We start from the raw sequence: 18,420 nt of genomic DNA on the forward strand, positions 1-18,420 counted from the left end.
TTCTTTTTGCCTGATGCTTTGCGCGGCCCTCTCGCCAACCCCATTCCTAGGTGTCCGCGAAGGGCCGTTCATGAACTTTGTTTCATCGTCGTTTTATTTACTTAGCCTGCTAACTAACTCTATAAAGAAGGCCTGCGACATGTTGCCGCAGCCAACCGAAAGTGGAGTTTAACGATGACTGTTCAAGTAACCGAACGCGACGAATCGAAAATGTCCCACGAAAGCCAGGCCCACGGTCTGCGGATCTGGGACGTGCATCAGCAGGGCGAACTGGTGGGTATGTTCCACTCCGAACACGAAGCCCAACAGTACCGCAGCGAGCTGGAATGCCTGGAAAACCAGCACAGCACGCAATGATCGCACTGCCCACGAAAAACCCCGCCTAAGCGGGGTTTTCGTCTATTACCACATCAGATCGTCAGGGATCTTGTAGGCCGCGTACGGATCGTCCTCGTCCGCTTCCTCGACATGGGTGTTGAGCAGCAGGATACGATGGGGATCACGCTCCTGGATCTTCACCGCCGCCTCGCGCGGGATCACTTCATAGCCGCCGCCGAAGGACACGATGGCCAGGGCGCCGTTGCTCAGCTTGCTGCGCATCAGGGCGTTGACGGCGATACGTTTGACCTTCTTGTCGTCGACGAAGTTGTAGTAGTCCTCGGTATTGAGCTTGGGCAGGCGGGTCGCCTCGATCAGTTGCTTGATCTGCGCGGCCCGGGCCTTCTGCTCGGCCTTTTCCTGAAGCTGACGGTTCAACTCCTGGTCTTTCTTGGCCTTTTCGGCCATGGCTTCCTTGGCCTGACGCTGCTGGCTGTCGTCAACCTCGACCTGGCCTTTGTGCTCCAGGCGCTTTTGTTTCTTCTCGGCTTTGTTGACTTGCTTGACCTGTTTCTGGTTGACCAGACCGGCCTTGAGCAATTGGTCGCGAAGGGAAAGGCTCATGTATTCACTCACTTATGCAACAGCTCAGCCGCAGCTGGGCAGGTTCTTTTCCTGACGCTTGGCTTCGCCCCACAGGGCGTCCAGTTCATCGAGGGTACAATCTTCGATCGGCCGACCACCGTCGCGCAATGCCTGTTCGATAAAACGAAACCGCCGCTCGAACTTGCGGTTGGCGCGGCGCAGGGCGTTTTCCGGGTCATGCTTGAGGTGGCGGGCCAGGTTGACAGTGGCGAACAGCAGATCGCCGATCTCATCTTCCAGTGCATCAGCGTCGCCATCGGCCATGGCCTGCAGGACTTCATCCAGCTCTTCGCGGACTTTGTCCAGCACCGCCAGCGCGTCCGGCCAGTCGAAACCGACCGTGGCCGCGCGCTTCTGCAGCTTGGCCGCACGAGACAAGGCCGGCAATGCCGCCGGCACGTCGTCGAGCAACGACAACTGCTCAGGCCCGCTCTTCTCGGCCCGCTCCTCGGCCTTGATCGCTTCCCAGCGCGACTTGACCTGCGTCTCGTCCAGGCGCGGAGTGTCCAGCGGGGCATAGAGGTCGCCGGAGGGGAACACATGGGGGTGACGGCGAATCAGCTTGCGAGTAATGGCGTCCACCACGCCCGCGAACTCGAAACGCTCCTCCTCACGGGCCAGTTGGCTGTAATAGACCACCTGGAACAACAGATCGCCCAGTTCACCCTGCAAGTGCTCGAAGTCCCCACGCTCGATGGTGTCGGCGACTTCGTAGGCCTCTTCGAGGGTGTGCGCAACGATGCTCGCGTAATTCTGCTTCAGGTCCCACGGGCAGCCGTATTGCGGGTCGCGCAGACGGGCCATCAGGTGCAGCAGGTCGTCGAGGGTGTAAGTCATGTGGGCAGGTCCTTAGCGGCGGCTTCTTCGCGGGTAAACCCGATCCCGCAGGGTGAGTGCAGCACTTCAGATGTGCACTGTACCTGTGGGAAGCGGGTTTACCCGCGAAGAGGACGCCTCGGTCTCAAGGGGTACGGTTACGCCGCGTCTCGATGATGTTCGGCAACTGCGAAATCCTGCCCAGCAAACGCCCGAGGGCGTCCAGGCCAGGGATCTCGATGGTCAGCGACATCAGCGCGGTGTTGTCTTCCTTGTTCGAGCGGGTGTTGACCGCCAGCACGTTGATCTTTTCGTTGAGCAGCACCTGCGACACGTCGCGCAGCAACCCCGGACGGTCGTAGGCGCGAATGATGATGTCGACCGGATACGTCTGCACCGGGATCGGCCCCCAGCTGACCTGGATCATCCGCTCCGGCTCCTTGCCGGCCAGTTGCAGCACCGAGGCGCAGTCCTGGCGGTGAATGCTCACGCCGCGGCCCTGGGTGATGTAGCCGACGATGGCATCGCCTGGCAGCGGCTGGCAGCAACCGGCCATCTGCGTGAGCAGGTTGCCGACGCCCTGGATCTGGATGTCGCCACGCTTGCCGGAGCGGGTGCCGCTGGCCTTGCGCGGGATCAGCTCGATCTGCTCGATGCGCTCCGGCTCGAGCAGTTGCTGGGCCGCGTTGACCATGTGCGCCAGGCGCAGGTCACCTGCCCCCAGGGCAGCGAACATGTCCTCGGCAGTCTTGACGTTGGCCTTTTCGGCCAGGCGCTCGAAGTCCACCTGCGGCAGACCCAAGCGGCTGAGCTCACGCTCGAGCAGGGTCTTGCCGGCGGCGACGTTCTGGTCGCGCGCCTGCAGTTTGAACCAGTGGACGATCTTGGCCCGCGCCCGGGACGTAGTGACATAGCCCAGGTTGGAGTTCAGCCAGTCCCGGCTCGGGCTGCCGTGCTTGCTGGTGATGATCTCCACCTGCTCGCCGGTCTGCAGGCTGTAGTTGAGCGGAACGATACGCCCGTTGATCTTGGCGCCGCGGCAGTTGTGGCCGATCTCTGTGTGCACACGGTAGGCGAAGTCCAGCGGCGTGGCGCCTTTTGGCAGGTCGATGGCATGGCCGTCGGGGGTGAACACGTAGACCCGGTCTGGTTCGATGTCGACCCGCAGTTGCTCGGCCAGGCCGCCGATATCACCCAATTCCTCGTGCCACTCGAGCACCTGGCGCAGCCAAGAGATCTTCTCTTCGTAGTGGTTGGAGCTGGACTTGACGTCGGTGCCCTTGTAGCGCCAGTGGGCACAGACGCCGAGTTCGGCTTCCTCGTGCATGGAATGGGTGCGGATCTGCACCTCCAGCACCTTGCCCTCCGGGCCGATCACCGCAGTGTGCAGCGAGCGGTAGCCGTTCTCCTTGGGGTTGGCGATGTAGTCGTCGAACTCCTTGGGAATATGCCGCCAGAGGGTGTGGACAATGCCCAGCGCGGTATAGCAGTCGCGGATCTCCGGCACCAGCACACGCACGGCGCGCACGTCGTAGATCTGGCTGAACTCCAGCCCCTTGCGCTGCATCTTGCGCCAGATGGAATAGATATGTTTCGCCCGGCCACTGATATCTGCCTTCACCCCCGTGGCGAGCAGCTCGTTCTGCAGCTGGTTCATCACGTCGCTGATGAAGCGCTCCCGGTCGAGCCGGCGCTCATGCAACAGCTTGGCGATCTGCTTGTACTGGTCGGGTTCGAGGTAGCGGAAGGACAGGTCCTCCAGCTCCCATTTGATGTGGCCGATGCCCAAGCGGTGGGCGAGCGGCGCATAGATATCGAACACCTCACGCGCCACGCGCAGGCGTTTTTCGTCATCGGCGGCCTTGACCGCCCGGATGGCGCAGGTACGTTCAGCCAGCTTGATCAGGGCGACGCGCACGTCGTCGACCATCGCCACCAGCATCTTGCGCAGGTTCTCGACCTGCGCCTGGGAGCCAAGCACCAGCGACTGGCGCGGGCTCAGGCTGGCACTGATGGCGGCCATGCGCAGCACGCCGTCGATCAGCTTGGAGACCACCGGGCCAAAACGCTGGCCGACCTCGGCCAGGGTCACCTTGCCCTCACGCACCGAGCGATAGATCACCGCCGCCACCAGGGAATCCTGGTCGAGCTTGAGGTCGGCGAGGATTTCGGCGATCTCCAGGCCCGCCTGGAAGCTGGACGTACCGTCGGCCCAGGAATGTTTGGCCGGGTTGCCCTTCTTCTCGACCTCCTGGGCGAAATCACAGGCCTCCTTGAGCGCCTTGCGGTCCAGCGCCGAGTCGACGCTCACCACATGATCCAGCCATGCTTCGAGATTGATACTACCGTCGGTATTGACCGGCTGGTGCACTCTCACCTGTACCATCTTTCTTTTACCTTTCCATACAGCGCACCACGCGGGTGCACTGGCAATCACCGTACGCCGCCCAGTCCCTGGACGCCGCACCAAGGGGCCAGCCTGGCTAGCCCGCTTCGAATAACGCCATGGCCTCGACATGTGCCGTCTGAGGAAACATGTCGAGGATCCCGGCCCTTGTTAACCGGTACCCCTGCCCGACCAGAACCTGGGCGTCTCGCGCCAGCGTGGCCGGGTTGCAGGACACATAGACCAGCCGCTTGGCCTTGAGTCGTGCGATGCCTTGCACCACCTCGAAAGCACCGTCGCGCGGTGGATCCAAGAGTACCGCAGAAAAGCCCTCGGCGGCCCATCCGGCGCCCGCCAAAGGCTGCGATAAATCGGCCTGAAAAAAGCGGGCATTATGCACATTGTTGCTACGGGCATTGGCCTCGGCCCGTTCAACCATGGCCTGCACGCCTTCCACGGCCACCACTTCCCGGGCCTGACCGGCCAGCGGCAAGGCAAAGTTGCCCAGGCCGCAGAACAGATCCAGCACCCGCTCCTCCGGTTGAGGCGCCAGCCACGCCAGCGCCTGCTCGATCATCAAGGTGTTGACCTGGGCGTTGACCTGGACGAAATCCCCCGGTCGCCAGGCCAGCTCCAGCCCCCAGGGCTCGAGCGCAAAACCAAGCGTCTGACCGGCTTCGACCGGCGCCGGTTCGCCGTCGCCCTGCAACCAGAGCTGGGCGCCAGCCTGCTCGCAGAAGGCTTGCAGCCGTGCCTGATCCTCTGCGGGCAAGGGCGCCACATGACGCACCAGGACCGCTTGGGCGGTACCGCTGAACAGCTCGACGTGTCCCAGTGCCTGGGGTTTGCTCAGGCTACGCAGCACACTCGGCAACTGACGGAAAATATCCTGCAAGGGCTGTACCAGCACCAGGCATTCATCGATGGCGACGATGTCCTGGCTGGCCTCGGCACGAAAACCCACCTCCAGCTGACGCGCCTTCGGGTCCCAGCGCACCGCGATGCGCGCCCGGCGCCGGTAGCCGAATTCAGGGCCGACCAGTGGCGCGGCCCACTGCTCGGGTTGCACACCGGCCACCCGCTGCAGTTGTTCGGCGAGCAAGCGCTGTTTGAGCGTCAATTGGCCGTCATGAGGCAGGTGCTGCAGGTGGCAGCCACCGCAACGCTCATAGTACCGGCAAGGCGCCTCGCGCCGTTCGGGGCTGGCCTGCAGCACCCGCTCCAGTCGCGCATCGACCACCTTGCCGCGGGCGCCCAGCACCCGGGCCTCGACCGCCTCGCCGGCCAGCGCTCCGCTGACGAACCAGGTGCGGCCCTCATGGAAGGCGATGCCACGCCCGTCACCGGCCAGGCGCTCGATCTCCAGGCGTTGTTTCTTGCCGACCGGCACCTGAGGCGCACGGTTGCCGCCGGCCGGCTGGAAGCGCAGGCCGCTGTTGCTTTTCTTTCTGGACATCAGGTTGCGTCGAACAGGCCAGTGGACAGGTAGCGGTCGCCACGGTCGCAGATGATCGCCACCATGACCGCATTCTCGACCTCGCGGGACAGGCGGAGCATCGCCGCGACCGCACCACCGGAAGAGACGCCGCAGAAAATGCCCTCTTCACGGGCAAGGCGACGGGTGGTCTGCTCGGCTTCCTCTTGGGACATGTCGACCACACGGTCGACCCGGGTGGCGTCGAAGATCTTCGGCAGGTACTCCTCGGGCCACCGGCGAATGCCGGGGATGGCCGAACCTTCCATCGGTTGCAAGCCAACGATCTGCACCGCGGGGTTCTGCTCCTTGAGGTATTGAGAGCAGCCCATGATGGTGCCGGTGGTGCCCATGGAACTGATGAAGTGGGTGATGCTGCCATGAGTCTGCTGCCAGATCTCAGGGCCGGTGCTGGAATAGTGGGCGATGGGGTTGTCGCCATTGGCGAACTGGTCGAGCACCAGGCCACGACCTTCGGCCTGCAGCTTCTCGGCCAGGTCCCGGGCCCCTTCCATCCCCTCTTCCTTGGTGACCAGGATCAGCTCAGCGCCATAGGCGGTCATCGCCGCCTTGCGCTCGGCGGTGGAGTTGTCCGGCATGATCAGGATCATCTTGTAGCCCTTGATCGCTGCCGCCATGGCCAGGGCGATACCCGTGTTGCCGGAGGTGGCTTCGATGAGCGTGTCGCCGGGCTTGATCTGGCCACGCAACTCGGCGCGGGTGATCATCGACAGCGCCGGGCGGTCCTTGACCGAACCCGCGGGATTGTTGCCTTCGAGCTTGAGCAGGAGGGTGTTTGTGGTCTCGCCGGCGATACGCTGCAGGCGAACCAGAGGCGTATTGCCGACGCAATCGGCGATGGTTGGGTACTGCAAGGTCATGGCGTTGTTCGCAATCCGGACGGCAGGGGCGACTATCATACCGGCAAACCTTTGCTGGCCATATCACGCAATCTGTGGTCGCTATAGCTACAAGCTATAAGCTCGCCTTGGCCGGCACCTGAAGAGCCGGGCCAGCGCTTCGATCCCGCGCCACATGCCCCGGCAAACGCATGCACAAACGCAGCCCTCGTTTGCCGTTTTCGGCCCACACGCTGCCGCCCTGACGCTGGATTGCGCTGCGGGCGATGCTAAGGCCTAGGCCAAAGCCACCATCTCCGGGGCGGGAGCCGTCCAGGCGGGAGAACGGCGCGAAGATCCGGTCCAGGTCCGCCTCGTCCACACCTCCTCCCTGATCTTCCAGACACAGCCGCCAATAGCTGCCTTCGCGGTGGCCACCCAGGCGCACCAGCCCATGTTCGGGCGAATGGCGGATCGCATTGCGCAGCATGTTCTCGAGCGCCTGGGCCAAATGGTTGAGATTGCCTTGCACCCAGCACTGGGCGGGCAACTCACAGCGCAGACGCTCAGGCGCCCAGCCGCTTTCATAGCAGGCGTCCTCAGCGAGCATGTCCCACAGGGCCTGAAGCTGGATCGGCTCGAGGTTCATCGGCGCGCGCTCGGCATCCTGCCAGGCCAGTTGCAGCGTGTTTTCGACCAGTTGCTGCATGCAGTCGATTTCCCGCGCCACCCGCTCACGCAGACACTGATGATCGGTCTCGCCGTCGCAGGCCACGCGCAGGCGACTCAAAGGCGTGCGCATCTCATGGGAGAGGTCGCGCAGCATCTGCTGCTGCATGGCCACGCTTTCCTGCAACCGCTCGGCCATCTGATCGAACGCCCGGGCCAGTTCGCCCAGTTCGTCATGCCGGCCGACGGTGCGCGAATCCAGGCGAGCCGACAGCTGGTCGGCGCGCCAGGCATTGGCCTGCTCGCGCAGCTGGTTCAGCGGCACGATCAGCATCCGGTACAGGCCAACGCACAGCAGCAAAGTGAACAGGCCCGGAATCACACCATTGGTCAGGACCTGCCAGAACAGCAGGTACTGCCCGGGGTTCAACCGCTGCGGCAGCTCGATCACCAACATGCCCTGCTCCGGCGCGTCGGGAAACGGCAGACGCAGCCAAGGCTGAGTGACGCTGCGCCGGCTCATGGGCCAGTCGACACCGCGCAGGCGCGTCAGTCGCTGGATTTCATCGGTAGACAGTGTGGCGCTGCCCAAGGGGTGCAACTGGGCATCCAGCACATTCACCCAGCCAGACTCGCGCTGGCGCATGCCGGCCAGCCAGCGATCCACCCCAGCCTTGCCCCCTTGGCGCCAGGCCTGCTCGGCCTCGGCGGCGTAGCCGAGCAACTGCGCCTGGGCCGGTGCGTCGAGGAAGGCATTGCGGGTTTCCATGTGCCGGCCCCAGGTGTAGCTCAGGCCGATCATCAACAGGCAAAAGCCCACCAGCAAAATGGCGAGCTTCCAGAACAGCGAATGGCGATCGGGCACTGTCAGTCGGCCTCGCCGGCGCACAAGGTATAGCCCTTGCCCCAGACTGTGCGGATCTGCCGCTCTTGGTAGCCGAGCGCCTTGAGCTTGCGGCGGATCTGGCTGACATGCATGTCCAGGCTGCGGTCATGGCGGGAATAGCCGCGCTGCAATACCTGCTGATAAAGGAACGGCTTGCTGAGCACTTCGTCCTGGCTGCGATGGAGGGTTTCGAGCAAGCGGTACTCGCTGGGGGTGAGCCCCGCCGAACGGTCGTCGAGCCGGACATCGCAGGCCGCCTCGTCGAAGCGCAATTGCCCACTGGCCACATCCCGTGGCGCCTGATGACGGCGTTCCAGGGCCACCCGTCGCAGGATCGCTTCGATGCGTACCCGCAGCTCGGCCATGCTGAAAGGCTTGGGCAGGTAGTCGTCCGCGCCCCGCTGGAAACCACTGATGCGATCAGACTCCGCGCCCAGCGCGGACATCAGGATCACCGGAGTGGTGCTGTGGGTGCGCAACCGGGCCAGGGCATCCAGGCCATTGAGGCCTGGTAGCAGGATGTCCATCAGCACCACGTCGAAGGCCTGGCGGCTGGCGGTCTCCAGGCCCTCGAGGCCGTTACGGCACCAGGTCACCAGGAAGCCGTCGCGCTGCAGCTCGTCATGCAGGTAGGCCCCCAGCACGGGATCGTCCTCGATGGCGAGAATGGTGGACGGCTTAATAGCTTCGGGATTCATTGGCTTCTGACATTAATTCTCAACTGCGCGATTATTGGCCATGCACCCGGTCAAGGCAACCGGATTACGACCGGCGATAGCCTGTTGCCACCTGCCCCCCCAAATGATTCAGGCCGCCGAGGTCCTAAACCGTATAAAAGAGATACAAAGAAGTGCATCAGACGGCCCTGGGGAGTAACGTTCCGCCTGGGGCCGTTCTCTGCTGACGGCAGGCAAGCACATGACAGGAGACAAATGTGCTCGATCGTTTGGGAATCAGAAGCCGGGTCCTGCTGTTGGCCCTGCTGCCAGCCAGCCTGATGGCCCTGGTGCTGGGAAGCTATTTCACCTGGCTGCAGCAAAACGAGCTGCGTACTCAGTTGCTCCAGCGCGGCAAGATGCTCGCCGAGCAGCTTGCGCCCTTGGCAGCGCCCTCCTTGGCCAACCCGGCCCAGGCCCAGGAGTTGCTCGAGCGCATCGCCGCCCAAGCCCTGGAGCAGGCCGATGTGCGTGCCGTGGCGTTTCTGGCCCCCGACCGCTCGCGCCTGGCCCATGCCGGACCGAGCATGCTCAACCAGGCTCCGACCGGCGGGACCGGCACCCAATTGCTGCAACGCTCCGGCAACGATGCCACCCGCTACCTGATGCCGGTTTTCGGCCATCATCGCGACCTGGCCACCCAGGCGGTCCCTGCCGAAGCAGAGCGTCTGCTCGGCTGGGTCGAGATCGAGCTGTCCCACGACGGCACCTTGCTGCGCGGCTATCGCAACCTGTTCACCAGCCTGTTGTTGATCTTCGGCTGCCTGTCGCTCACCGTGCTGCTCGCCCTGCGCATGAGCCGGACGATCAACGACCCGCTCAGCCGCATCAAGCACGCCGTCACCCAGCTCAAGGAAGGCAACCTGGAGCAGCGCCTGCCGTCGATGGGCAGTCATGAGCTGGATGAACTGGCGGCGGGCATCAACCGCATGGCCGAGACCCTGCAAAACGCCCACGAAGAGTTGCAGCACAGCATCGACCAGGCCACCGAAGACGTGCGCCAGAACCTGGAAACCATCGAGATCCAGAACATCGAACTGGACATGGCGCGCAAGGAGGCCCTGGAGGCCAGCCGCATCAAGTCCGAGTTCCTGGCCAACATGAGCCATGAGATTCGCACGCCGCTCAACGGCATCCTCGGCTTCACCCACCTGCTGCAACGCAGCGAGATGACCCCGCGCCAACTCGACTACCTCAATACCATCGAGAAGTCCGCCGACAACCTGCTGGGGATCATCAATGAGATCCTCGACTTCTCCAAGATCGAGGCCGGCAAGCTGGTGCTCGACAGCATCCCGTTCAACCTGCGCGACCTGATCCAGGACACGCTGACCATCCTGGCCCCCGCGGCCCACGCCAAGCAGCTAGAGCTGCTCTGCCTGGTCTACCGCGACACCCCGCTGTCGCTGATCGGCGACCCGCTGCGACTCAAGCAAATCCTCACCAACCTGGTGAGCAACGCCATCAAGTTCACCCGCGAAGGCACCATCGTCGTGCGCGCCATGATCGAGGACGAACAGGAAGACAACGTACAGTTGCGCATCAGCGTGCAGGACACCGGCATCGGCCTGTCGCCTCAGGATGTGCGCACTTTGTTCCAGGCCTTCAGCCAGGCCGACAACTCCTTGTCACGCCAGCCGGGCGGCACCGGCCTGGGCTTGGTGATCTCCAAGCGCCTGATCGAACAGATGGGGGGCGAGATCGGCGTGGACAGCACCCCCGGAGAAGGTTCGCAGTTCTGGATCAGCCTCAGCCTGCCGCGGGCCCATGACGATGCGCAGGAACAGCCGCTGCAACCTTTGCTCGGCCGCCGCGCCGCCATCGTCGATGGCCATGAGCTCGCGCGCCAAGCCCTGGAGCACCAATTGGAAGATTGCGGCCTGAGCGTCAGCCTGTTCGCCTCCTTCGACCAGTTGTTGCAAGGCGTCCAGGCGGCGAGTCAGGCCGGCCAGCCATTCGAGTTCGCCGTACTCGGGGCCAACCTGGGCACGCTTTCGCCCGAACAGCTTGGCCATTATCACCAGCAACTGGAACGCCTGGGCTGCCTGTGCGTGGTGCTATGCCCGACCACTGAACAGGCGCTCTACCACCCCTACTTGCCCAATGCTCATGGCCAGTTGCTGTCCAAGCCGACCTGCACGCGCAAGCTGCGCCGCCTGCTGCTCGAACTGATGCAACCGCGCCGTGTGGCCAGCGACGCGCGCACCAGCGGCACTACCCGGGCGCCGAAGATTCTCTGCGTGGACGACAACCCGGCCAATCTGCTGTTGGTACAGACCCTGCTCGAAGGCCTGGGTGCCGAGGTGCTGGCGCTCGACAACGGCTATGCCGCAGTCAAGGCCGTGCAGGACGAGCCCTTCGACCTGGTCTTGATGGATGTGCAAATGCCGGGAATGGACGGGCGCGCCTGCACCGAGCAGATCCGCCGCTGGGAAGCCAGCCAGAGCGGCAGCCCGCTGCCCATCGTCGCCCTCACCGCCCACGCCATGGCCAACGAGAAACGGGCCTTGCTGCACAGCGGCATGGACGATTACCTGACCAAGCCAATCAGCGAGCGTCAGCTGTCCCAGGTGGTGATGAAGTGGACCGGACTGAGCCTGGCCCCCGCCATGCCGGAGCGCGGCACCGAACGGGCCGCCGACAGCAGCGAACTGAAGGTACTCGACCCCGAGGAGGGCCTGCGCCTGGCCGCCGGCAAGCCGGACCTGGCCGCTGACATGCTGGCCATGCTGCTGGCGTCGCTCGAGACTGACCGCGAATCGATTCGCGCCGCCCGTGAACAGGGCGATCGCACGGCGATGATCGAACGGGTCCATCGCCTCAACGGTGCCTCGCGCTACTGTGGCGTACCGCAACTGCGCGCGGCCTGCCAGCGCAGCGAGACCTTGCTCAAACAGGACAGCCCCCAGGCGACGCAAGCCCTGGACGAGCTGGATCGGGCCATCGTGCGCCTCGCGGCGCAGGCGCGGCTGAGCGCCTGAAGACTCTGTGGCCCTTTGGCGACCTTGCGCCGCGAAAGGGCCGCCTAGCGGGCCCTGGAACAAGGACTTGCGCTCATCCGACCAGCGATGGCCACTGAGCAGGATCAACTGCTCCCGCTCGCAGGCTGTCTACACTGGCGCCTAGACGAAACCTGGAGAGTCACCACCATGCGTGTCCTGTTGTTCAGCAGCCAGCACTACGATCAGGAAAGCTTCACCCAGGCCGCCCGCGACAGTGGCCTGGAGCTGCATTACCAGTCGGCCCGGCTGACCCAGGACACCGTCGCCCTGGCCCATGGCTTCGAGGTGGTCTGCGCGTTCATCAACGATGAGCTCGATGCCACGGTGCTCGAACGCCTGGCCGCCGGCGGTACACGCCTGATCGCCCTGCGCTCGGCAGGCTACAACCATGTCGACCTGGCTGCGGCCCGACGTCTGGGGCTGTCGGTGGTGCGGGTGCCGGCCTATTCGCCCCATGCCGTGGCCGAACACGCCGTGGCCTTGATCCTGGCGCTCAACCGACGCTTGCACCGGGCCTACAACCGCACCCGCGAAGGCGACTTCACCTTGCACGGCCTGACCGGCTTCGACCTGCACGGCAAGACCGTCGGGGTGGTCGGCACCGGCCAGATCGGCGCCGCCTTCGCCCGCATCATGGCCGGCTTCGGCTGCCAACTGCTGGCCTATGACCCCTACCCCAACCCCGAACTGCTCGCTCTGGGCGCCCGCTATGTGGAGTTGCCCGAACTGCTGAGCCAGGCACGGATCATCAGCCTGCACTGCCCGCTGACCGAGCACACCCGTCACTTGATCAACGCCAGGAGCCTGGCCAGCCTGCAACCCGGCGCCATGCTGATCAACACCGGGCGCGGCGCGCTGGTCGACACGCCGGCCCTGATCGATGCGCTCAAGAGCGGCCAGCTCGGCTACCTGGGGCTGGATGTCTATGAAGAGGAGGCGCAGTTGTTCTTCGAGGACCGCTCCGACCTGCCGCTGCAGGATGACGTGCTCGCCCGGCTGCTGACCTTCCCCAACGTGATCGTCACCGCGCATCAGGCGTTTCTCACCCATGAAGCGCTGGCGGCCATCGCCTCGACCACCCTGGACAACATCATCCGCTGGACGGCGGGCGATCCGCAGAATCTGGTGAACGGTTGATGCTAGGATACGCGGCAATTTTGGAGGACCCATGGTCGAACACGATTTCCGCTACACCCTTTTCAACCCGCAACACACCCTGATCGAATGCCGCGCCCTGGTGCCGGGCCGCTATCAGGTGACTGGCAACGGGGGTTCGATCCAGAAGGACGATGTCCTGCTGGTGACCCTCAAAGGCAGCAAGGACCTGTCCATGCGCCTGACCGTGGAGAGCGTGCGCCACCTGATCAACCCGCGCGGCCAATGGGTCGCCGTGGCCAGTGGTCCGGTCTTCAACGAGCTGGAGATCCTCAACTGGAAGGTCAAGTGCAACGGCTGCCAGGCTGAGCTGGACTTCGAATTCGCCGTCGACGGCAAGCTCGGCAACAAGGCCCGCCAGCCTGCGGCCAGCGCCCGTATCGCGGAGCTGGGCTGGGCCAGCCGTGGCGACCAGCACCTGTGCCCGGCCTGCCAGGGGAGCGCGCAGTGAAACATCTGTTGACCGGTGCACTGATTGCCGTCGGCCTGCTCGGCTGCGCATCGGAGCCTTCGAAATTGCGACCGGAACAAAGCTATGTGCTGGAGTGGATCGGCGAACGCCCGCTGATCGACTACAGCCACCTGACCCTGATCCTCGGCGAGGACGGCCGCGCCTATGGCAACGCCGGCTGCAACCACTGGTTCGCGCCTTACACTCTGGAGGGCGACCGCATCAGCTTCGGCAAGGTCGGCAAGACCCGCAAGCTGTGCGCCCCTGCATTGATGGATCAGGAAAAACGCTTCCTCCAGGCGCTGGAGACCGTGCAGCGCTGGGACGTCTCGTCGATCGAGCAGATCCGCTTCTGGCCGGCCGAGGGCAAGCCGCTGCGCTTCTGGCCTGAAGAAGGCTGACAGATTGGGGCGCTTTGCGCCCCTATCGCACAAGGTCGCTCTGTAGGAGCGGCCTTGTGCCGCGAAGAGCTGCTCAGCAGCCCCGACACTCGATCAGGCGCCGCCTTTCAAGGCCTTGAGCTTGGCCTGCAGCCCTTCGAGGGTCTGCTCGCCCATCAACTGCTCGCGCACCTTGCCCTTGTCATCGATGATGTAGGTCACCGGCAAGGCCTCGCTGCGTGGCAGCTCGTAGCGCTCGGCCGGGTCCTGGGCGAGGACGGTGAAGGCGATACCCAGGGTTTCGGCGGCCTGCTTTAAGTCCTGCCCCTGCAATCCGTCGAAGTTCACCCCCACCACCTTGATGCCCTGGGCTTCCCACTGCTTGGCCGCAGCGTTGAGCTCGGGGATTTCCGTACGGCATGGGCCGCACCACTCGGCCCAGTAGTTGAGCACCAGCCAGTGCCCGTCGATCTGCTCGGCCTTTACCGTGTTGCCGTGCTGGTCCACGCCGTAGTCCGCACCGCAACCGCCGAGCAACAGGCTCGCGGTGATGGCCAGTACTGCTGCCAAACGCCTTGCCATGGGTCAATCCTTCTAGAAGTTTCAAGCAAACGACACAGTCGCTGCGGTTAGAATAGCCGCCACACCCAGCTGGATGCGACCCGTCATGACTGATCTGACCCTCTATCATAACCCGCGCTGTTCGAAATCCCGCGGCGCCCTGGAACTGCTCGAAGAGCGCGGCCTGGCCCCGACCATCGTGCGCTACCTGGAAACCCCACCGGATGCCGCCACACTCAAGGCCCTGCTTGGCAAGCTGGGTATCGCCCCGCGCCAGCTGCTGCGCACCGGCGAAGAGGAATACAAGGCCCTGGATCTGGCCAACCCCGCCCTGAGCGACGCCCAACTGATCGACGCCATGGTCCAGCACCCGAAGCTGATCGAGCGCCCGATCCTGGTCGTCGGTGACAAGGCGGTGATCGGTCGTCCGCCTGAAAAGGTGCTGGAGATCCTGCCGTGAGCGATCCTTACGTTCTAGTGCTGTATTACAGCCGCCACGGCTCGACCAGCGAAATGGCCAGGCACATCGCCCGCGGCGTCGAGATGGCCGGCCTGGAGGCGCGCCTGCGCACCGTGCCGGCGATTTCCACTGAATGCGAAGCGGTGGCCCCGGACATCCCGGCCAGCGGCGCGCTCTACGCCACCCTCGACGACCTGCGTCACTGCGCCGGCCTGGCCGTGGGCAGCCCGACCCGCTTCGGCAACATGGCCGCGCCGCTCAAGTACTTCCTCGATGGCACCAGCAGCCTGTGGCTGGGCGGTGAACTGGTCGGCAAGCCTGCGGCAGTGTTCACTTCCACCGCCAGCCTGCACGGCGGCCAGGAGACCACGCTGCTGTCGATGATGCTGCCGCTGATGCACCACGGCATGCTGGTGCTGGGCCTGCCGTACAGCGAGTCGGCGCTGCTGGAGACCCGCGGCGGCGGTACGCCCTATGGCGCCAGCCACCACGCCGGTGCCGATGGCAAGCGCGAGCTCGACCCGCACGAAATCGCCCTGTGCCGCGCCCTGGGCCAACGCCTGGCGAACACCGCCAAGGCCCTGGGGGGCGACCGTGGCTAGAAAGCCCAAGGTACTGCCGCCGCTGCAATGGCTCGCCCCGCGGGTGCGGTTTACCCGTGCCCTGAGCCTGGCCTGCTTCTTCGGCCTGATCGCCCTCTTGGTGGTCAATAACCTGTGGTTCGCGAACCTGCATGGTGCGCGGGTCGAGGTGATCCTGGCCATCGAACTGATCCCCCTGCTGCTGCTGTTACCGGGCATGCTGATGGGCAGCGCCCGGGCCCATGCCTGGACGTGCTTCGTGGTGAATATCTATTTCATCAAGGGCGTGCTGGCGGCGTTCGACCCGGCACGAGCGGTGTTCGGCTGGGTGGAGGTGCTGGTGAGCCTGGGGCTGTTCGTCAGTGCCCTGCTGTATGTGCGCTGGAAGTTCCAGCATGAGCGGCGCATGGCGGGTGAAGGGCAATAGAAGCGGCGATGGCTTTTTCGCGGGTGAATCGGAGCGCCGAACCGCCGCTCCCACAAGGATCACCGCCAGCCTTGCGGGCGTGGGTTACCCGCGGAGCAGATTACGTGGTGGATGGCACCGGCATTGCCGGTGTTCGCGGGTAAACCCATTTCTTAAAAGGTCACCGCCAGCCCTGTGGGAGCGGGTTTACCCGCGAAGCAGGCGACACAGGTCTCAATGATTGACGGTATGCGCCAGCATCACCGACAGCTGGCACAGAGGCCGCCCGCTCTGCTCATGCCACTGATTGAAGGCCTGCTGCACCAGCGCCAGGTCGCGCTGGCTGGTCGGCTGTTTGTCGATCACACCTTGGGCGATCAGGGCAGCGCTCATGTCATCGGTGGGGATGAACGTGTCCTTGCCGACCATGCGCAGGAAGCGCGGCGCCGACAGCCCGCCCAACTGGTTGCCATGCTTGGCCAGGTACTTCCACAGCCCGACGATGTCGGTCACCGGCCAATCGGCGATGAACGCACCGAAACTGCCCTTTTCCTTCGCCACGTCGAGAATCATCTGCGCATTGCGCGGCACGCTCTTGAGCTTGCCCAGGTGGCGGATGATCCGATCGTCCTGCATCAACCGCTCGAGGTGCTCGGCGCCCATCAGCACGACCTTTTCCGGATCGAAGCCGAAGAACACCTGCTCGAAGGCCGGCCACTTGGCATCCACCAGGCTGTGCTTGAGCCCCGCGCGGAACACCCGCAGCGCCAGCGTCGACAGGTAGCGGTCATCGCCGATGTCGCGCAGTTGCGCAGGTGTGCGCGGCTGCGGCAGGAAGGCCTCCAGGGCCTGCGCCGAGCCGAAGCGGTTCAGGCAGTACTCATGCAGCCACTGGTAGTCGCGCATGGGGTCAGATGTTCAGGACATCGAGAAAACGCGGCGTAGCGCTTTCGTCGATCTTCAGGCTGGTGAAGTCGAACAGGTTGCGGTCGGCGAGCTGCGACGGTGCCACGTTCTGCAGGGCACGGAAGATGTTCTCGGTCCGGCCCGGGTGCTTGCGCTCCCACTCCAGCAGCATTTCCTTGACCACCTGACGCTGCAGGTTTTCCTGGGAGCCGCACAGGTTGCACGGGATGATCGGGAATTCCTTCATGTCCGAGTAGGCCTGGATGTCCTTCTCGCTGCAGTAGGCCAGCGGGCGGATCACCACGTTACGGCCATCGTCGGCGCGCAGCTTCGGCGGCATGCCCTTGAGCGAGCCGTTGAAGAACATGTTGAGGAAGAAGGTCTCGACGATGTCGTCGCGATGGTGACCCAAGGCCATCTTGGTCGCGCCGATCTCGTCGGCGAAGGTGTACAGCGTGCCACGGCGCAGGCGCGAGCACAGCGAGCAGGTGGTCTTGCCTTCCGGGACCAGCTCCTTGACCACCGAGTAGGTGTCCTTCTCGACGATGTGGTACTCGACACCCAGCGCCTTGAGGTAGGCCGGCAGCACGTGCTCAGGGAAGCCTGGCTGCTTCTGGTCCATGTTCACCGCGACGATCTCGAACTTGATCGGCGCCACCTTCTGCAGGTGCAACAGAACGTCGAGCATGGTGTAGCTGTCCTTGCCGCCGGACAGGCAGACCATGACCTTGTCGCCATCCTCGATCATGTTGTAGTCGGTGATGGCTTCGCCAGCGAGGCGACGCAGGCGTTTTTGCAGTTTGTTCTGGTTGACCGAGAGGGTGCCCATAGCGCTTGGATCCGCGAGGTGTGACAAAAGCCGGCTATTTTACGCACAAACCGAGCTTGGGCGTAGGCCATTCCGATAAAGAATCAAGGGCGCGCCTGACAGCGCAATTTGCTCTAAAAACCCAGGTTTATGCGGGTAACCGCTTCCTATACTGCGAGATAAGGCCACACGACCGCTTGCATCGGTGTCCAGGCCTCGGGCCGCAAGCGCTCCACTTGGGGGGCGTTTGACAACGACGATAGGAGTGACCGGCATGATCCATCACGTTCTGGGGCTGTTTACCCACCCTGACCAGGAGTGGAAGGAGATCCGTGGCGAGGACGAAAGCATCAGCCACATGTACCTAACCCATACGCTGATACTGGCCGCTATCCCGGCCGTCTCGGCGTTCATCGGCACCACCCAGGTCGGCTGGGTCATAGGCGATCGACCGGCGGTGATGCTGACGATGGAAAGCGCACTCTGGATGAGCATCATGTCCTACCTGGCGATGCTCGCCGGAGTCGCGGTCATGGGCGCCTTCATCCACTGGATGGCTCGCACCTACGATGCCACGCCATCCATGGCGCAATGCGTGGCGTTTGCCACCTATACCGCCACCCCGCTGTTCATCGGCGGCCTGGCGGCGCTCTACCCGCACCTCTGGCTAGGCATGCTGGTGGGCACGGCGGCCATTTGCTACACGGTCTACCTGCTCTATGTCGGCCTGCCGACCTTCATGAACATCCCCACCGACGAAGGCTTCCTGTTCTCCAGTTCCGTGCTGGCGGTAGGCCTGGTGGTGCTGGTGGCGATCATGGCCGCCACGGTGATCATCTGGGGGCTGGGTGTGGGGCCTGTCTATACCAACTAGATCCAACGCAACATAGGAGCGTCACCCGAGGCCGCCGCAGGGCGGCCTCGGCTTGTGTGCTGACAGATGGCCCGGCAGGCACCTGGC

At 64.1% G+C, this 18,420-nt stretch carries 19 protein-coding genes; 9 read left to right on the forward strand and 10 right to left on the reverse strand.

Features of this window, described 5'->3' with window-relative positions:
* The first annotated feature begins 174 nt into the window (after nucleotides 1-174).
* Entirely contained in the window at nucleotides 175-357 is a 183-nt protein-coding gene (locus ACNFCH_RS13385; RefSeq protein WP_196164507.1) for a hypothetical protein, read from the forward strand.
* Nucleotides 358-402: 45 nt separating this feature from the next.
* On the opposite strand, the gene ACNFCH_RS13390 is transcribed toward ACNFCH_RS13385, so the two are convergent.
* The 7 genes from ACNFCH_RS13390 to ACNFCH_RS13420 all read right to left on the reverse strand — a co-directional run bounded on the left by ACNFCH_RS13390 (nucleotide 403) and on the right by ACNFCH_RS13420 (nucleotide 8,731).
* On the reverse strand, nucleotides 403-942 hold the full coding sequence (locus ACNFCH_RS13390) for a DUF2058 domain-containing protein (protein ID WP_070091732.1): 540 nt from the start codon (nucleotides 940-942) through the stop codon (nucleotides 403-405).
* 24 nt (nucleotides 943-966) lie between these two features.
* Nucleotides 967-1,800 carry a nucleoside triphosphate pyrophosphohydrolase gene (gene mazG, locus ACNFCH_RS13395; RefSeq protein ID WP_337157437.1) on the reverse strand — a complete coding sequence of 278 codons (834 nt, stop codon included), beginning with the start codon at nucleotides 1,798-1,800 and terminating at the stop codon, nucleotides 967-969.
* Nucleotides 1,801-1,924: 124 nt separating this feature from the next.
* Nucleotides 1,925-4,165: a GTP diphosphokinase gene (relA, locus tag ACNFCH_RS13400; protein ID WP_070091734.1), complete on the reverse strand. Its 2,241-nt coding sequence runs from the start codon at nucleotides 4,163-4,165 to the stop codon at nucleotides 1,925-1,927.
* Between the two features lie 97 nt (nucleotides 4,166-4,262).
* Nucleotides 4,263-5,621 (reverse strand): 23S rRNA (uracil(1939)-C(5))-methyltransferase RlmD, encoded by a 1,359-nt coding sequence (gene rlmD / locus ACNFCH_RS13405; RefSeq protein WP_416742964.1) that lies wholly within the window; start codon nucleotides 5,619-5,621, stop codon nucleotides 4,263-4,265.
* Nucleotides 5,621-6,520 (reverse strand): cysteine synthase CysM, encoded by a 900-nt coding sequence (gene cysM, locus ACNFCH_RS13410; protein ID WP_070091770.1) that lies wholly within the window; start codon nucleotides 6,518-6,520, stop codon nucleotides 5,621-5,623. The genes rlmD and cysM overlap by 1 nt, the downstream gene beginning before the upstream one ends.
* A 94-nt stretch (nucleotides 6,521-6,614) precedes the next feature.
* On the reverse strand, nucleotides 6,615-8,012 hold the full coding sequence (locus ACNFCH_RS13415) for a sensor histidine kinase (RefSeq protein ID WP_416742965.1): 1,398 nt from the start codon (nucleotides 8,010-8,012) through the stop codon (nucleotides 6,615-6,617).
* A 2-nt stretch (nucleotides 8,013-8,014) separates the two neighbouring features.
* Complete coding sequence (locus ACNFCH_RS13420; protein ID WP_416742966.1) at nucleotides 8,015-8,731, reverse strand: response regulator transcription factor; 717 nt, start codon at nucleotides 8,729-8,731, stop codon at nucleotides 8,015-8,017.
* 236 nt (nucleotides 8,732-8,967) lie between these two features.
* On the opposite strand from ACNFCH_RS13420, the gene ACNFCH_RS13425 reads away from it, so the two are divergent.
* The 4 genes from ACNFCH_RS13425 (at nucleotide 8,968) to ACNFCH_RS13440 (ending at nucleotide 13,758) form a co-directional block, all read left to right on the forward strand.
* Entirely contained in the window at nucleotides 8,968-11,730 is a 2,763-nt protein-coding gene (locus ACNFCH_RS13425) for a response regulator (protein ID WP_337157433.1), read from the forward strand.
* A 168-nt stretch (nucleotides 11,731-11,898) separates the two neighbouring features.
* A complete protein-coding gene (locus tag ACNFCH_RS13430; RefSeq protein ID WP_416742967.1) occupies nucleotides 11,899-12,888 on the forward strand; it encodes a 2-hydroxyacid dehydrogenase in 990 nt (329 codons plus the stop codon).
* 31 nt (nucleotides 12,889-12,919) lie between these two features.
* On the forward strand, nucleotides 12,920-13,357 hold the full coding sequence (locus ACNFCH_RS13435; RefSeq protein WP_070091740.1) for a hypothetical protein: 438 nt from the start codon (nucleotides 12,920-12,922) through the stop codon (nucleotides 13,355-13,357).
* Nucleotides 13,354-13,758, forward strand: coding sequence for an META domain-containing protein (locus tag ACNFCH_RS13440; RefSeq protein ID WP_337157431.1), 405 nt, complete (start codon nucleotides 13,354-13,356; stop codon nucleotides 13,756-13,758). The genes ACNFCH_RS13435 and ACNFCH_RS13440 overlap by 4 nt, the downstream gene beginning before the upstream one ends.
* Nucleotides 13,759-13,851: 93 nt before the next feature.
* Here ACNFCH_RS13440 and ACNFCH_RS13445 read toward each other — a convergent pair whose 3' ends face one another.
* Nucleotides 13,852-14,319, reverse strand: coding sequence for a TlpA disulfide reductase family protein (locus ACNFCH_RS13445; protein ID WP_196164498.1), 468 nt, complete (start codon nucleotides 14,317-14,319; stop codon nucleotides 13,852-13,854).
* Nucleotides 14,320-14,404: 85 nt separating this feature from the next.
* Between ACNFCH_RS13445 and arsC the strand changes: the two genes are divergently transcribed.
* From arsC to ACNFCH_RS13460, 3 genes are read left to right on the forward strand one after another with little or no spacing between them, the layout of a single operon-like run.
* Complete coding sequence (gene arsC / locus ACNFCH_RS13450) at nucleotides 14,405-14,758, forward strand: arsenate reductase (glutaredoxin) (protein WP_337157430.1); 354 nt, start codon at nucleotides 14,405-14,407, stop codon at nucleotides 14,756-14,758.
* On the forward strand, nucleotides 14,755-15,360 hold the full coding sequence (gene wrbA, locus ACNFCH_RS13455) for an NAD(P)H:quinone oxidoreductase (protein WP_337157429.1): 606 nt from the start codon (nucleotides 14,755-14,757) through the stop codon (nucleotides 15,358-15,360). Before arsC ends, wrbA begins: the two co-directional genes overlap by 4 nt.
* Entirely contained in the window at nucleotides 15,353-15,766 is a 414-nt protein-coding gene (locus ACNFCH_RS13460) for a DUF2069 domain-containing protein (RefSeq protein ID WP_416742968.1), read from the forward strand. Before wrbA ends, ACNFCH_RS13460 begins: the two co-directional genes overlap by 8 nt.
* A gap of 213 nt (nucleotides 15,767-15,979) precedes the next feature.
* Here ACNFCH_RS13460 and ACNFCH_RS13465 read toward each other — a convergent pair whose 3' ends face one another.
* The gene (locus ACNFCH_RS13465) at nucleotides 15,980-16,651 is read right to left on the reverse strand and encodes a DNA-3-methyladenine glycosylase I (protein WP_416742969.1); all 672 of its coding nucleotides are present in this window, start codon (nucleotides 16,649-16,651) and stop codon (nucleotides 15,980-15,982) included.
* 4 nt (nucleotides 16,652-16,655) lie between these two features.
* Nucleotides 16,656-17,480: a tRNA 2-thiocytidine(32) synthetase TtcA gene (gene ttcA, locus ACNFCH_RS13470; RefSeq protein ID WP_337157426.1), complete on the reverse strand. Its 825-nt coding sequence runs from the start codon at nucleotides 17,478-17,480 to the stop codon at nucleotides 16,656-16,658.
* A 253-nt stretch (nucleotides 17,481-17,733) separates the two neighbouring features.
* On the opposite strand from ttcA, the gene ACNFCH_RS13475 reads away from it, so the two are divergent.
* Nucleotides 17,734-18,333, forward strand: coding sequence for a Yip1 family protein (locus ACNFCH_RS13475; protein ID WP_070091748.1), 600 nt, complete (start codon nucleotides 17,734-17,736; stop codon nucleotides 18,331-18,333).
* Nucleotides 18,334-18,420 lie beyond the last annotated feature (87 nt).

Origin of the sequence: Pseudomonas sp. NY15354, assembly GCF_048068075.1 — a bacterium.
GTDB lineage: Bacteria > Pseudomonadota > Gammaproteobacteria > Pseudomonadales > Pseudomonadaceae > Aquipseudomonas > Aquipseudomonas guariconensis_C.